Below are 13,470 nucleotides of genomic sequence, written 5' to 3'. Positions count from 1 at the left end.
CGGATGCTGGAGTGGGCGTATGGATCATGCTGCGGTACTCGCGCTGTACGACCGGGAGATGCGCGAAGGCGCGCGCCCCGAGAGCTCCGACGCCCGCGTCGAACGGACCGGGGGCGTGGTCCGGCACATCGGCGGCGAGGGCGGCTGGAGCGGTGTCCTCTGGTCGGACCTGGACTCCGTCGGCGCCGACGCGGCGATCGCGGAACAGATCGCCCACTTCACCGGGCTCGGCCACGAGTTCGAGTGGAAGCTGCACGGGCACGACCGTCCGGCCGACCTCGGCCGACGGCTCACGGCGGCCGGTTTCGCGGCCGATCCGCAGGAGACCCTGATGATCGGTGAGACGAGCGACCAGCTCGTCGACGCCGAACCGCCCGAGGGTGTCCGCATCGTCACCGTCACCGACCGGGCGGGCGTCGAGCTCATGGTCGAGGCCAACGAGAAGGCCTTCGGGCACGACGGCTCCTGGCTGCGGGACCTCCTTCTCGCCCGCCTCGCCGCCGACCCGGACGCGATCGTCGCACTCCTCGCCATGGCCGCGGACGTGCCGGTGAGTTCGGCGCGGATGGAACTGATCCCCGGCACGAGCTTCGCCGGCCTGTGGGGCGGCGGCACCGTCGAGGCCTGGCGCGGCCGCGGCATCTACCGTGCGCTGATCGCCCACCGCGCCCGCATCGCCGCCGACCGCGGCTACCGCTACCTCCAGGTCGACGCCTCCGACCAGAGCCGCCCCATCCTCGAACGCCTCGGCTTCGCGGCACTGAGCACGACGACGCCGTACGTGTACGCCAAGTAGGGCGGTGCGGCGGTAGGGCCGACGCCGCAGGAGCGGTGCCGCTCCTGCGGCGTCGCCCCCCCCGTCAGCGCCGCGCCTTCGCCCGGTCCAGTGCCGCGACGCCCACCGCGGCCAGGCCGATCTGGATGAGCCACTCGACCCAGTCGACGCCCTTGGTGTCGTCCACGCCGAGACCCGTGGCGAGCGCCGAACCGATCAGCGCGGCAACGATGCCGACGGCGATCGTCCACAGCACGCCGATGCGTTGGCGGCCCGGGACGACGAGCCGTCCCAGTACGCCGATGATGATGCCGATGAGGATGGCACTGATGATGCCGTCGATCTCCATCTCCGCCCCTCCGCTTCTCCGTCGGACCCCGATGCAGTGCTTGTGCCCGCTGCACGGTGGGGCAGTCCGTTCCGCTTGGCGGCGTCTGGAGCGGTGGGCGAGCGTTGACGTTTTTGCGCGCGTTATTGCCCGCGCTTTATGTTCACCGCGCAGTCATGCCATGTACCTTTCAATCGTTCCACGCGTGTAGAACCCTTCGATGCGGGGTCTACGCGCGCAGATTTGGCGCCCGCACCCGCCTCGTGTCCCCCCATCCCACGGAGGTTCGCCGGATGCTCGGATCACAGAGATCCCGCCGCAAGGTCACCACCTTCCTGGCCGGCCTCGGGCTGCTCGTCACCGGAGCCGCCCTTCAGGTCAGCACCAGCGCCACGCCCGCCGCGGCGGCCACCCCCCACCGCATCCTGTTCGACGACGGCCACGCGGAGGAGGCCGGCAACGCCGACTGGATCGTCTCCACCAGCAAGCCCGACCCGCTCTCCCAGGACTCCTCCCCGTCCTCGGAGACGGACTGGACCGGCGCGCTGTCGTCGTGGGGCGTCGCCCTGCAGAAGACCGGCGACTACAGCCTCAAGACCGCCACGAGCGCCCTCACCTACGGTGGCTCCTCGGCCACCGACCTGTCGAACTTCGACACCCTGGTCCTGCCGGAACCCAACACGCTGTTCACCACCGCCGAGAAGACGGCGATCATGAACTTCGTGAAGAACGGCGGCGGTCTGTTCATGATCTCCGACCACACCGGCGCCGACCGCAACAACGACGGCGAGGACGCGGTCGAGATCCTCAACGACCTGATGACCAACAACAGCGTCGACTCCACCGACCCGTTCGGCTTCTCCATCGACTCCCTCTCCATCAGCTCCGGCTACCCCGCCGCGATCAGCGACAGCACCGACCCCGTCCTGCACGGCTCCTTCGGCACCGTCACCAAGAGCCTGATCGCCTCCGGCACCACGGCCACCCTCAAGCCCGCCGACAACTCCTCGGTCAAGGGCCTGCTGTACCGCAGCGGCTACTCCGGGAACACCGGCGCCTTCTTCGCCACCAGTACCTTCGGCAGCGGCCGCGTCGCCTTCTGGGGCGACAGCTCGCCCATCGACGACGGCACCGGCCAGTCCGGCAACACCCTCTACGACGGCTGGAACGACACCGGCGCCACCAACGCCGCCCTTGCCCTGAACGCCACCGAGTGGCTCTCCGGCGCGAGCGGCAGTGGAGGCGGTGGCGGCGGCACCGACTGCACCGACACCCAGCTGCTCGGTAACACCGGCTTCGAGTCCGGCGCCACCACCTGGAGTGCCACGAGCGGCGTCATCACCAACTCCACCGGCGAGTCCGCCCGTACGGGTTCGTACTACGCCTGGCTGGGCGGCAACGGCACGGCCGGGACCGAGACCCTCTCCCAGTCGGCGACCATCCCGTCCGGCTGCTCCGCGACCCTCAGCCTCTACCTGCACATCGGCACCGCGGAGACCACCACCAGCACCGCCTACGACACCCTCCAGGTGCAGGTCCTCAACAGCTCCGGCACGGTCCTGGGCACTCTGGCCACGTACTCGAACCTCAACGCGGCCTCCGGCTACACCCAGCGCAGTTTCAGCCTGAGCGGCTACGCCGGCCAGACCGTCACGCTCAAGTTCACCGGCACGGAGGGCTCCAAACTCCAGACGTCGTTCGTCATCGACGACACCGCGCTCAGCGTCGCCTGACGTCGTCACCTGACGCCACGCCGGTCGGGGCGCCCCCGTAGCACTCCTACGGGGGCGCCGCCGGGATCCGGTCAGCGGCCGTCACCCACGGCCGCCGCTGTCCTCCCTGAGGAACCAGGCACGCAGGAGGTCCTCCCTGCCCTTGGCCTGCCGGGGCGCGGGTGCCCCTTCCGTGAGCGTGAATCCCCACGCGCGGGCCACCGCCTCGCTCGCCGCGTTGCCGCGCTCGATGCGCAACACCACGCGCAGCGGCCGTAGTTCGCGCACCGCGAGCTCCGCGAACAGCCGCACCGCCCGGCGAGCCCCTGCCCGCGGTGCTCGGCGCCCACACCGTAGGCGAGTTCGGCGTCACGCTCGTCCGACGGAGCGCGGAACAGCAGGACTTCGCCCTTGGGGCGGCCGCCGTCCGTGGTGATCGCGAGCTGCGCCGCGCGCCCCTCGGCCCGACCCTTGCGCGCCTTGTCGAGTAGGCGCGGGCCGCCTCGGCGTCGAAGGGCGAGGCGACGGGGGTCCACCGGGCGATCTCGGGATCGGCGTAGACCTCCACCAGGTCGTCGAGGTGGCCGTCCGCCCATTCGCGCAGGATGACGCCCGCCCCGTCGAGCCGCAGCGGCGCGGGCGGAACGACGAAGCCCTCGTCGTTCCCGTTGCTCCCGCTGTTCTCGTGACTCCCGTTGGTTTCCATGCGCAGATCCTGTCGGCGGACGTCGGATTGACATGCAGGTAATTGCCTGCATAACGTGGAGTGTGCGATCCGGAGAGGACCCGGGGAGGGACCCGGGCATGGACAAGGTCTTCAAGGCGCTGGCCGACGACACGCGCAGGCGGCTTCTGGACCGGCTGCGCGAACACAGCGGCCAGACGCTCGGTGAGCTGTGCGAGCACATCGACATGACGCGCCAGTCGGTGACGCAGCACCTGGCCGTGCTGGAGGCCGCCCACCTGGTCGCGACGGTGCGGCGGGGGCGGGAGAAGCTGCACTACCTCAATCCGGTGCCGCTCCACGAGATCCAGGAGCGGTGGATCGACAGGTTCGAGCGCCCGCGGCTGCGCGTGCTCTCCGACGTCAAGCGACGAGCCGAGGAAGCCATGACCGACAAGCCCACCTTCGTCTATGTCACCTACATCGCCAGTACGCCGGAGAAGGTATGGGACGCGCTCACCGACGCCGACCTGACCGCGGCCTACTGGGGACACAGCAACGTCTCGGACTGGCGGCCGGGCTCCCGCTGGGAACACCGGCGCACGGACGGCACCGGCATCGCGGACGTCGTCGGCACCGTCGTCGAGAGCGAGCGTCCGACGCGGCTGGTCACCACCTGGGCCTCGCCCGAGGAGGAGGGGCGGCCGGAGCGGCACTCGCGGGTCACCTTCGACATCCGGCCGCATGCCGAGATCGTCCGCCTCACCGTCACCCACGAGGACCTCAACGACGAGGGCGAGCTCGCCGACGTCTCGGGCGGGTGGCCGGCGGTGCTGTCCAATCTCAAGTCGCTCCTTGAGACCGGCAGGACGCTGCCGCAGGAGCCGTGGTCGGTGCCCGGCCACTGAACGGCGGACGCGGCCCGGCCGACCCGTGAGCACGGGCCGGCCGGGCCGCCTTCCTGGTGGTGAGGGCTGCGTCGTGGGGTCTACGGCTTCGGGGCGCTCCTCGCCGCCGTGAAGGCGCACATCGCCCCCAGGATCACTGCCAGAGCGCCGATGATGATGTTGTTCACTGCGACACCGGCGTCCGGGCTGTCGCCGACGACCCACGGTGCGATGATCATCCACACGCCCAGTGCGCACATGGCCCAGCTCAGGCCGTACATACGCGCGGGAGCCGCGGTGAACCCGAGGGCCAGCAGGCCGATCGCGATGCCGACGATCAGGTTGTGGGGAAGGAGGGCCGGCTGACTGGCGGTGTAGTGGAGTATCCACGGGGACACGGCGCAGTACAGACCGAGCAGGAACACCGGTCCGTCCACGAGCGCCACGTCACGGCCGCCGAGCATCCGGTCGTAGCGTGCCCGCATCTCGGATACGTCGGGGTGGGTCGATATGTCACTTCTGCCGGGCGAGACGTTGGCCATGACTCGTCTCCTTTGACTTGCAGGCCAGACCGCGTCTGGTGCGGTGTGCGGTTAGCGCCGCGCACGTTCATTCTGCGCTTATTCGGCCTTTATGTGTAGAGCTCGCACGGGCTGGCCCGGAATGAGCGATGCCGCGGACGACGGCGGTGACCGGCGGGGGATCGGTCCGCCCTCGCCTTCGGCGACGAACGCGAACGCACCGTTTGTGCGTCGAAACCGGGTTCCCGCGGGGTGTGCGTTCGGCGGCCGTCTCAGCCGCGCGGCTCGGGCTCCAGGCGGCAGCGCAGCCGCCGCATGCCGCGCCGGGCGTGGCTCTTGACCGTGCCCAGCGGCCAGCCCGTGTGCTCGGCGATCTGTGTCTGCGTCAGGTCCTCGTAGAAGGTCAGCCTCAGCACCTGTCGCTGAGGCGCAGGGAGCCGGGCGAGTTCGGCACGCAGCAGTACGCGGTCGAGGGATTCCTCGGGACCGCCGCGGGCGGGGTCGCGGAGGGCGAGCCCGTAGCCCGCCGATGTGATGAGTTCCTGGCGCCGGGTCCGGGCGGCCAGCGCGTCGGCGATCTTGCGACGGGTGATGCCCACGATCCAGCCGCCGAGCGCGCCCCGCTCGGGCCGGTAACCCGCGCGACCGTTCCACACCCCGAGGAACACCTGTTGCGTGACGTCCTCGGCCTCCTTGGCGTCACCCAGGGAACGCCAGGCGAGTGAGTGCACCAGAGTGCGCCAGCGGCGGTACACGGCGGCCACCGACGCGGCGTCTCCGGATGCCAGCCCCCAGGCGAGTTCCTCGTCGGCGAGCGATTCCCCGGTCGTGGCGGGACAGGGCACGGCGGTCGGCGGGCTCATGACGACGGCTCCTCACATCGGGCGGCCTGCGCGCAGGCCGTTCCGGGACGTCACCCGGGAGTGCATCCCGGTGATGTCATCCTGCGCGCCGCGCCACAAGCGCCTCAACATGCGTCGTTTCTGCGTCGTATCGTCGTCCCATGAGCGAGTTCCCGAGCCCCGACGACGCCGGCCTGGCAACCGGGGCGGTGGCCCGTCGGCTGGGCGTGGCGCCCACCACCCTGCGTTCCTGGGACCGCAGGTACGGCATCGGGCCCGCCGTCCGCGCAGACGGTGGGCACCGGCGCTGGCGGCCGGGCGACGTGGCCGTACTGGAGGAGATGTGCCGGCTCACCTCGTCCGGTGTGCCGCCCGCCGACGCGGCCCGCGCGGCGAAGGGGGCGGCGCTCCGGCCTCCCGCGGAACCGGTGCGTGCGGTTGCCGAACGGTCGGGCGCGTCCGGCGCCCTCCCGCTCGGCGGCGACGTCCGTCAGGAGTGCCGGGGCCTGGCCCGCGCCGCCGTGCGGCTCGACGCGCCGGCTGTCGCGGAGCAACTGGCCGCGGCCGTGGAACGGCACGGACTCACCGGCGCCTGGCAGGACGTGATGGTTCCGACGCTGCACGCCGTGGGGCGCAAGTGGGCCTCGTCCGGTGACCGGTACGTCGAGGTGGAGCATCTGCTGTCCTGGCACGTCTCCACCGTCCTGCGCCGCGCCACCCGCACGGTTGTGACGGGGGACGCGGCGGGCGGGCCGGGACCGGTGGTGCTGGCCTGTGTGCCGGGCGAACAGCACAGCCTGCCGCTGGAGGCGCTCGACGCGGGGCTCGGTCGACTCGGCGTCCCCGCCCGGATGTTCGGGGCGGCCGTGCCCGTCGAGGCGCTGACCGCGGCGGTGCGGCGGCTGGGGCCGGTCGCCGTGGTCCTGTGGGCCCAGGCGCGCTCCACCGCGAGCCTGCCCCTCGCCCGGCACGTCGCGGAGACCCGCTGGGGCGTCACCGGAGCCCGGCGGGCCCCCGCCGTGGTGCTCGGCGGTCCCGGCTGGGCCGGGCTCCCCGCACCTGGCCTGCACCGGCCGACCGGTCTGGCCGACGCCCTGACGATGCTGGCCGGGGTGTACGCAACCTGATGCGGCGCGGGCGTCCGGACGGACCGGCCCTCACCGGCCCGGCGGGAGCGCTCGCCCGGCTCAGCCCAGCTTCTTCAGCAGCTCCGTGGCGAGCGGGGCGGAGGAGGCGGGGTTCTGGCCGGTGACCAGATTGCGGTCCACCACCACGTGCGGGGCCCAGGGCTCGCCGACCCGCACGTCGACGCCCGCCTCGGTCAGCCGGTCATGGAGCAGCCACTTCGCCTTGTCGCCCAGGCCGGCCTGGAGCTCCTCCGTGTTGGTGAACGCGGCGATCCGGTAGCCCGCGAAGGCGTTGGAGCCGTCGTCGGTCACCGCGGCGAGCAGCGCGGCGGGGCCGTGGCAGACGACGCCCAGGGGCTGGCCCGAACCGAGGGCGTCGACCAGGAGCCGACCGGAGACGGCGTCGACGGCCAGGTCCTCCATCGGGCCGTGCCCGCCCGGGTAGAAGACGGCCGCGTAGTCGCCGAGGTCCACGTCCTCCAGCCGCAGCGGCCGCTGAAGCTCCGTCATGGCGGCGAGGGCGGCGGAGATCCGGTCGGCGGTCTCCTGCCCGCCGTTGGCCTCCGGGGCAAGGCTGCCCTTGTCCACGGTGGGGACGACACCGCCGGGCGTGGCGACGACGACCTCGTGGCCGGCCGCCCGGAACGCCTCGTACGGAGCGACGGCCTCCTCCGCCCAGAAGCCGGTGGGATGCCGCGTGCCGTCGGCGAGCGTCCAGTGGTCGACGCCGGTCATCACGAAGAGGATCTTGGCCATGGGTGATCTCCGAGGGTGTCGGTGCCGGGGTTCCGCATCGCGGGCCGCCGGCGCGTGGGTGCCTTGTCGAACCTAGGCGGTCAAGGCATAGGGATCCAATGAGGATTCCAATGCCCGGCATAGGGCATCCTATGGGTGAGGGAGGAATACTGGTCCGGTGGAACACTCCGACGGCCGGCACGCCGATCACCTGGACCTGAACCTGCTGCGCACCTTCCTCGCCGTGTACCGCTCGGGCTCCTTCACCGGCGCCGCCCAGTTGTTGGGGCTGTCCCAGCCGACCGTGACGACGCAGATGCGCGCCCTGGAGCGGCAGGCCGGGCGTGAGCTCTTCCAACGGCTCCCTCGGGGCGTCTCGCCGACCGCCGTCGCCGACGAGCTGGCGGCCCGGGTCTCCGCGCCGCTCGACGAGCTGGCCGTCGTGGCCGGTCCGGACCCCGCGGCCGGCCCGGCCGACCCGGTGCACCTCGCCGGACCCGCCGAACTGCTGTGCACCCGCGCGCTCCCCGCCCTGGCGCCGCTGGTGGCCCGGGGAGTCCGCCTGCGTGTCGCCACCGGCCTGACCGACGCGCTGCTCGAGGAACTGCGGGCGGGACGGCACGACCTGGTCATCGCCACCACCCGGCCGCGGGGCCGCACCCTGACCGCGGTCCCGCTGACGGACGAGGAGTTCGTCCTGGTCGCCGCCCCGTCGTGGGCCGACCGTCTCCGGGGCCCCCTGGCCGCCGAGGGCCCGGTGGCACTGCACTCCGTCCCGCTGGTCACCTACGCCGAGGACCTGCCCATCGCGCGCCGTTACTGGCGGCACGTCTTCGGCCGGCGCCTGTCGGGCTCCGCCGCGGTGACCGTGCCCGACCTGCGCGGTGTGCTGGCCGCGACCGTCGCGGGCGCGGGGATCACCGTGCTGCCCCGCTACCTCTGCCTCGACGAACTGGTCTCCGGTGCCCTTGTGCCGCTCCTCGAGCCGCCGGACCCGCCGATCAACACGGCGTACCTCGTCCAGCGACCCGGCGCGGTGGCGAACCGGGACGTGAACCGGGTGCGCGACCTCCTGCTGAGCGCGGCGCCGGCGTGGTGAGGAACGCTCAGGGGCGTTCCCGGGCCCGCCTGAAGCGGGCGAGGCCCTCGGAGAGCTCGACGATCGGGTCCGGGTAGTCGAGCGCCGCCCGGTCCGGGCCCGGCACCTTCCACGGCTCGTGCACCGCGGGCGCCGCCACGTCCGCCAGCTCCGGCAGCCAGCGCCGCACGTAGGCTCCGTCGGGGTCGTACCGCTTCGCCTGGGTGACGGGGTTGAGGACCCGGTTGGGCCGCGAGTCGGTGCCGGTTCCCGCCATCCACTGCCAGTTGAGCTGGTTGTTGGCCACGTCTCCGTCGACCAGCAGGTCCAGGAAGTGCCGGGCGCCGATGCGCCAGTCGACGTACAGCGTCTTGGTGAGGAAGCTCGCGCTCAGCAGACGGCCCCGGTTGTGCATCCACCCCTCGTGGCGCAGTTGCCGCATCGCCGCGTCCACCACCGGGTAGCCGGTACGGCCCTCCCGCCACGCCTCGACGTCCTCGCGCGCCGTCCGCTCCGAACGCCAGCGGTCGTGCCGGGTGCGGTAGTCGGAGCCCGCCGCGTCGGGCCGGGCCGCCAGCACCTGACGGTGGAAGTCGCGCCAGGCCAGCTGTCGTACGAACGCTTCGGCCCCCGGACCGCCGGCCCGGCGCGCCCGGTGCACGAGCTCCACCGGAGACAAGGTGCCGAAGTGCAGATGGGGCGAGAGCCGGGAGGTCGCGTCACCGGCCAGGTCGTCGTGCCGGTCCTCGTAGGCGCCGACGCCCGACCGCAGCCAGGAGGCGAACCGCGTGCGGCCCTCCTCCTCGCCGCCCGCGGCCAGCCCGGGCGACAGACCTGCCAGACCCTTCCGGGCGGGCAGTTCCTCCGAGCCGACGCCATCCGGGACCCGCACGGTCCGGGGCGCTGGGAGCGGCTCGCGCAGCCGCCACTGCGACCAGTGCCGGAAATACGGCGTGAAGACGGCGAAGTGGTCCGAGGCGGCCGGGGTCACCGCACCCGGAACGACGGCGGTCGTCACCGCGTCGTGCACGTGCAGCCGCACGCCCACCGACTCCAGGGCGCGCCGCAGCCGCTCCTCACGGCGCCGCGCGTGCGCGCTCACATCGGCGGCCACGTGGACTTCGTCCGCGTCCGCCTCGCCGACCACCCGGCACACCTGCTCCACCAGGTCACCCGAGCGCACGACGAGCCGGCCGCCCCGTTCGCGCAGCCCCGTGTCGAGATCACGCAGACAGTCGGCGAGGAACGTCAGCCGGTTCGGCGCGGCGAACCCGGCAGCGTCCACGGCCCGGTCGCGCACGAACAACGGGACCACCTGCCGTGCCCCGTCGAGGGCCGCACACAGCGGCGGGTGGTCGTGCAGACGCAGGTCCGCGGTGAACAGGACGACCGAGACGTTCATGGACGGGCTCCGGGACAGGGGATCGGACGGGGAACACTTCCGAGAAGCGGTGCCCGGCGGATGCGGGGGGTGGCCGCGGGAAGCCTTTCCTCGCACGGCCGGTCAGCGGATCGGCTCCGGCGCACGCGCCGTCGCGTCTGCCACCGCCGCCTGTGCGATGTTGCGGGCCATGCCGCCGAACACGAGCGCGTGGAAGGGGGATACGCTCCACCAGTAGGCGTGGCCGAGCAGCCCCTGGGGATGGAACAGGGCGCGCTGACGGAAGCGGGTACGGCCGTCGGCGTCCGTCTCCGCGTACATCTCCAGCCAGGCCAGGCCCGGCAGCCGCATCTCGGCCCGCAGCCGGAGCAGATGTCCGGGTTCGATCTCCTCCACCCGCCAGAAGTCCAGCGAGTCGCCCACCCGCAGCCGGGCGGCGTCCCGGCGGCCGCGGCGCAGCCCCACCCCGCCGGCCATCCGGTCGAGCAGGCCGCGGACGGCCCAGGCGAGCGGGAAGGAGTACCAGCCGTTGTCGCCGCCGATGCCCTCGATCACCCGCCACAGAGACGCGCGAGGGGCGTCGACGACCAGTTCGCGGACGTCGGTGTAGAGGCTGCCGCCGGCCCAGCCGGGGTCGGTGGGCAGCGGGTCGCTGGGGGCGCCCGGGACGGAGGCGGAGGACCAGCGGGTGGCGACCTGTGCGTCCCGTACCTTGCGCAGGGCGAGCCGGACCGCCTCGTCGAATCCGAGGGGATGGCCGGGCGGGTCCGGCACGTACCGGGCGATGTCGTGCTCGTGGCAGACGACCTCGTGCCGCAGCGACTCGGTGAGCGGCCGTGCGATCGAGGCCGGCACGGGCGTGACCAGGCCGACCCAGTGGCTGGACAGACCGGGGGTGAGCACCGGAACGGACAGGATGAGCCGGCGCGGCAGTCCGGCGACGGCGGCGTAGCGGACCATCATCTCGCGATACGTCAGGACGTCCGGTCCGCCGATGTCGAAGGCCCGGCTGACGTCGTCCGGGATCCCGGCGGAGCCGACGAGGGCGCGCAGCACGTCGCGGACGGCCACGGGCTGGATCCGTGTGCGCACCCAGCTCGGAGTGACCATCACGGGCAGCCGCTCGGTCAGGTAACGCAACATCTCGAAGGAGGCCGATCCGGAGCCGATCACGACCGCGGCCCGCAGCACGGTGGTGGGGACGCCCGAGTCCAGCAGGATCCGCCCCACCTCGGCGCGTGAGCGCAGATGCGGCGACAGGTCCCGCTCGGGCACCCCGGCCGGTGTGAGGCCGCCCAGGTAGACGATGCGGCGCACTCCTGCGGCCCGGGCCTGCTCCCCGAAGATCCGCGCCGCCCGCCGGTCCGTCTCCTCGAAGTCCTCACCGGTGCCCAGCGCGTGCACCAGGTAGTAGGCGACGTCGATGCCGCGCAGTGCCGCCGCGACGGACGCGGCGTCCGTGACGTCCCCGCGCACGGTCTCGACGTCGCCGGCCCACGGATGGTCGCGCAGCCGGTCGGGGGAGCGGGCCAGACAACGCACCCGGTCGCCCGCCGCCAGCAACTCCGGGACGAGCCGGCCGCCGATGTACCCCGTGGCGCCGGTCACCAGGCTCAGTGGTCTTGTGCCGATACCCTCTGCGGTCATGACTCCCGATCCTTCGCCTAGAGGTGTCCCCCTGACATCGCTTCCACTGACAGGACCGCCATGGATGCGCCGGATGCGGTTTCTTCGTCCGATCGAGTCGGCGAAGCGGCCGGTCAGGCTGCTCCGTGCAGGGGAACCCGGACGGCTGAGCGGTGGCCGGGTCCCGGCCGAGGAAAGACCGTTTCGAGCAGAGGTGAACATGCCCGCGCCGATCCTGGGAAGGCGAGTCGTGGAGGAGTCATCCGTTTCGGCGGTGTCCGTTTCGCAGATGGAGGTGTCTGCCGCTATGCGCGCGAAGGTGTTGGAGCGGTTTCCCGCAGGAGCTCCACGCGGATCGTGGCCGGCGGAGGAGTACGCGGCGCGTCGGAGGGCGGAGGGAGAGCCCGCGACCGTCGTCATGGACCTGAAGTCGGACGCGTTCCTCGTCGTGGTCCCCGCGTCCGACGAGGACTGACCGGGCCGCGAGCGCGGCGAATGGGATCCCCCGGCCAGTCCGAGGGGCAGCAGCGGATGCTCGCGCTGCACGACGGAAGCCGGGAGGGGCTGGAGATCCATCCCAAGCTGTGGCCCGGGATCGGGCTGGGTTGCGGGGGTGCGGGGACGGCGCTGGCCGGCAGCCACGAGGAGGTCGCCGAGCGGAGCGAGGAGTACGCGGCGCTGGGGATCGAGGAGTTCTTGCTGTCCGGGTATCCCCATCTCGAGGAGGCTTGCCGGTTCGGGGAGGGAGTGCTGCCGCGGCTTGCTGCGCTGGGCTTGTGACGGCACCCTTTTCGTGCCGATGTCGCTCCCTCGACACAGGTGCCGTTCTCCGGCTGAGAGGGGTGTCGGGGGTGCGCTTGCGGGGAGTGAGGCGTGCCGTCGCGGCGGTGCCTACAGGCCGAAGAGCCGTGCCCCGTTCTCGTAGCAGACCCCGCGCAACCACTCGTCACCCAGTCCGAGCCGTTCCAGGGCCTCGAGCTGATGGACGTACGGATAGGGGATGTTGGGGAAGTCGGACCCGAGCAGAATCCGGTCGCCGAGGTCCGCGAGCCGGCCGAGTTCGGTCGCCGGGAACGGGGTGAAGTGTTCACTGAAGTCCGTGAACACCATGGTCGTGTCCAGGCGCACCTCGTCGTACCGCTCGGCGAGGTCCAGGAAGTCGGTGTACTCCGGCATCCCCATGTGAGCCACGATCAGCGGCAGGCGGGGATGCCGGGCGAGGAGTCGCGTCACCGGCTCCGGGCCGGTGTGCTTGCCGGGTATGGGATCCGAGCCGCAGTGCATGACCACGGGGACGCCCGCCTCGGCCAACATCCCCCACACGGGGTCGAGCAGCTCGTGCGTCGGGTCGTACGCCCCCACCTGTACATGGCACTTGAAGATCCGAGCCCCCGCCTCGACCGCCGTGCGCACATAGTCCTCCACGCCCTCCTCGGGAAAGAGGGTGGCCGTGTGCAGACAGTCGGGCGTGCGTCCCGCGAAGTCGGCGGCCCATTCGTTCAGCCAGGGCGCCATGCCGCCCTTGTGCGGATAGAGCATCGCGGTGAAGGCGCGCACCCCGAACTGCCGAAGCAGCGCGACCCGTTCGTCCTCCTCGTGCCGATAGGTGATGCCCCACTCGATGCCGGTCGCCGGGCCGACCGCGTCGAAGTACTCCCACACCTTGCGCAGGACCCGCTCCGGCATGAAGTGCGTGTGTACGTCGACAAGCCCGGGCACCCCGATCCGTCGCCGAAACCGCTCGACAGCCTCGACTTCACCCACGGGTCCGATTCCTCTCGACGACATGCAGAG

At 72.1% G+C, this 13,470-nt stretch carries 14 protein-coding genes and 1 pseudogene; 7 read left to right on the top strand and 8 right to left on the bottom strand.

From position 1 onward, the window contains the following. Nucleotides 1-19: 19 nt before the first annotated feature. Nucleotides 20-796, top strand: coding sequence for a GNAT family N-acetyltransferase (locus tag OG289_RS02620; protein ID WP_327312375.1), 777 nt, complete (start codon nt 20-22; stop codon nt 794-796). Between the two features lie 64 nt (nt 797-860). On the opposite strand, the gene OG289_RS02615 is transcribed toward OG289_RS02620, so the two are convergent. Continuing rightward, nucleotides 861-1,124 carry a GlsB/YeaQ/YmgE family stress response membrane protein gene (locus tag OG289_RS02615; protein WP_327312374.1) on the bottom strand — a complete coding sequence of 88 codons (264 nt, stop codon included), beginning with the start codon at nt 1,122-1,124 and terminating at the stop codon, nt 861-863. 272 nt (nt 1,125-1,396) lie between these two features. Between OG289_RS02615 and OG289_RS02610 the strand changes: the two genes are divergently transcribed. Beyond that, the gene (locus tag OG289_RS02610) at nt 1,397-2,836 is read left to right on the top strand and encodes a hydrolase (RefSeq protein ID WP_327312373.1); all 1,440 of its coding nucleotides are present in this window, start codon (nt 1,397-1,399) and stop codon (nt 2,834-2,836) included. Between the two features lie 81 nt (nt 2,837-2,917). On the opposite strand, the gene OG289_RS02605 is transcribed toward OG289_RS02610, so the two are convergent. Further along, a complete protein-coding gene (locus OG289_RS02605) occupies nt 2,918-3,127 on the bottom strand; it encodes a hypothetical protein (RefSeq protein ID WP_327312372.1) in 210 nt (69 codons plus the stop codon). Between the two features lie 492 nt (nt 3,128-3,619). On the opposite strand from OG289_RS02605, the gene OG289_RS02600 reads away from it, so the two are divergent. Further along, the gene (locus OG289_RS02600) at nt 3,620-4,387 is read left to right on the top strand and encodes an ArsR/SmtB family transcription factor (RefSeq protein ID WP_327312371.1); all 768 of its coding nucleotides are present in this window, start codon (nt 3,620-3,622) and stop codon (nt 4,385-4,387) included. Nucleotides 4,388-4,467: 80 nt separating this feature from the next. On the opposite strand, the gene OG289_RS02595 is transcribed toward OG289_RS02600, so the two are convergent. Then, the gene (locus tag OG289_RS02595; RefSeq protein WP_327312370.1) at nt 4,468-4,908 is read right to left on the bottom strand and encodes an SPW repeat protein; all 441 of its coding nucleotides are present in this window, start codon (nt 4,906-4,908) and stop codon (nt 4,468-4,470) included. 251 nt (nt 4,909-5,159) lie between these two features. Then, a complete protein-coding gene (locus OG289_RS02590) occupies nt 5,160-5,750 on the bottom strand; it encodes a sigma-70 family RNA polymerase sigma factor (RefSeq protein WP_327312369.1) in 591 nt (196 codons plus the stop codon). A gap of 140 nt (nt 5,751-5,890) precedes the next feature. Here OG289_RS02590 and OG289_RS02585 point away from each other — a divergent pair, with 140 nt between their 5' ends. Then, complete coding sequence (locus OG289_RS02585) at nt 5,891-6,856, top strand: MerR family transcriptional regulator (RefSeq protein ID WP_327312368.1); 966 nt, start codon at nt 5,891-5,893, stop codon at nt 6,854-6,856. Nucleotides 6,857-6,916: 60 nt separating this feature from the next. Here OG289_RS02585 and OG289_RS02580 read toward each other — a convergent pair whose 3' ends face one another. Further along, a complete protein-coding gene (locus OG289_RS02580) occupies nt 6,917-7,612 on the bottom strand; it encodes a type 1 glutamine amidotransferase domain-containing protein (RefSeq protein ID WP_327312367.1) in 696 nt (231 codons plus the stop codon). Between the two features lie 157 nt (nt 7,613-7,769). Between OG289_RS02580 and OG289_RS02575 the strand changes: the two genes are divergently transcribed. Continuing rightward, on the top strand, nt 7,770-8,690 hold the full coding sequence (locus OG289_RS02575) for a LysR family transcriptional regulator (protein WP_327312366.1): 921 nt from the start codon (nt 7,770-7,772) through the stop codon (nt 8,688-8,690). 7 nt (nt 8,691-8,697) lie between these two features. Here the strand turns inward: OG289_RS02575 and OG289_RS02570 are convergent, their stop codons facing one another. Next, entirely contained in the window at nt 8,698-10,071 is a 1,374-nt protein-coding gene (locus OG289_RS02570) for a cryptochrome/photolyase family protein (protein WP_327312365.1), read from the bottom strand. A 102-nt stretch (nt 10,072-10,173) separates the two neighbouring features. After that, on the bottom strand, nt 10,174-11,697 hold the full coding sequence (locus OG289_RS02565) for an SDR family oxidoreductase (RefSeq protein ID WP_327312364.1): 1,524 nt from the start codon (nt 11,695-11,697) through the stop codon (nt 10,174-10,176). A 286-nt stretch (nt 11,698-11,983) separates the two neighbouring features. Here OG289_RS02565 and OG289_RS02560 point away from each other — a divergent pair, with 286 nt between their 5' ends. Further along, on the top strand, nt 11,984-12,151 hold the full coding sequence (locus tag OG289_RS02560; protein ID WP_231976239.1) for a hypothetical protein: 168 nt from the start codon (nt 11,984-11,986) through the stop codon (nt 12,149-12,151). Between the two features lie 35 nt (nt 12,152-12,186). Beyond that, nucleotides 12,187-12,456: pseudogene (locus OG289_RS02555) on the top strand (LLM class flavin-dependent oxidoreductase); the annotation flags it as partial. Between the two features lie 111 nt (nt 12,457-12,567). Here OG289_RS02555 and OG289_RS02550 read toward each other — a convergent pair. Further along, nucleotides 12,568-13,464, bottom strand: coding sequence for an amidohydrolase family protein (locus OG289_RS02550; protein WP_327312363.1), 897 nt, complete (start codon nt 13,462-13,464; stop codon nt 12,568-12,570). Nucleotides 13,465-13,470 lie beyond the last annotated feature (6 nt).

The sequence above is a fragment of the Streptomyces sp. NBC_01235 genome (assembly GCF_035989285.1).
Taxonomy (GTDB): Bacteria; Actinomycetota; Actinomycetes; order Streptomycetales; family Streptomycetaceae; genus Streptomyces.
This window is presented reverse-complemented; position numbering and strand designations above follow the sequence as displayed.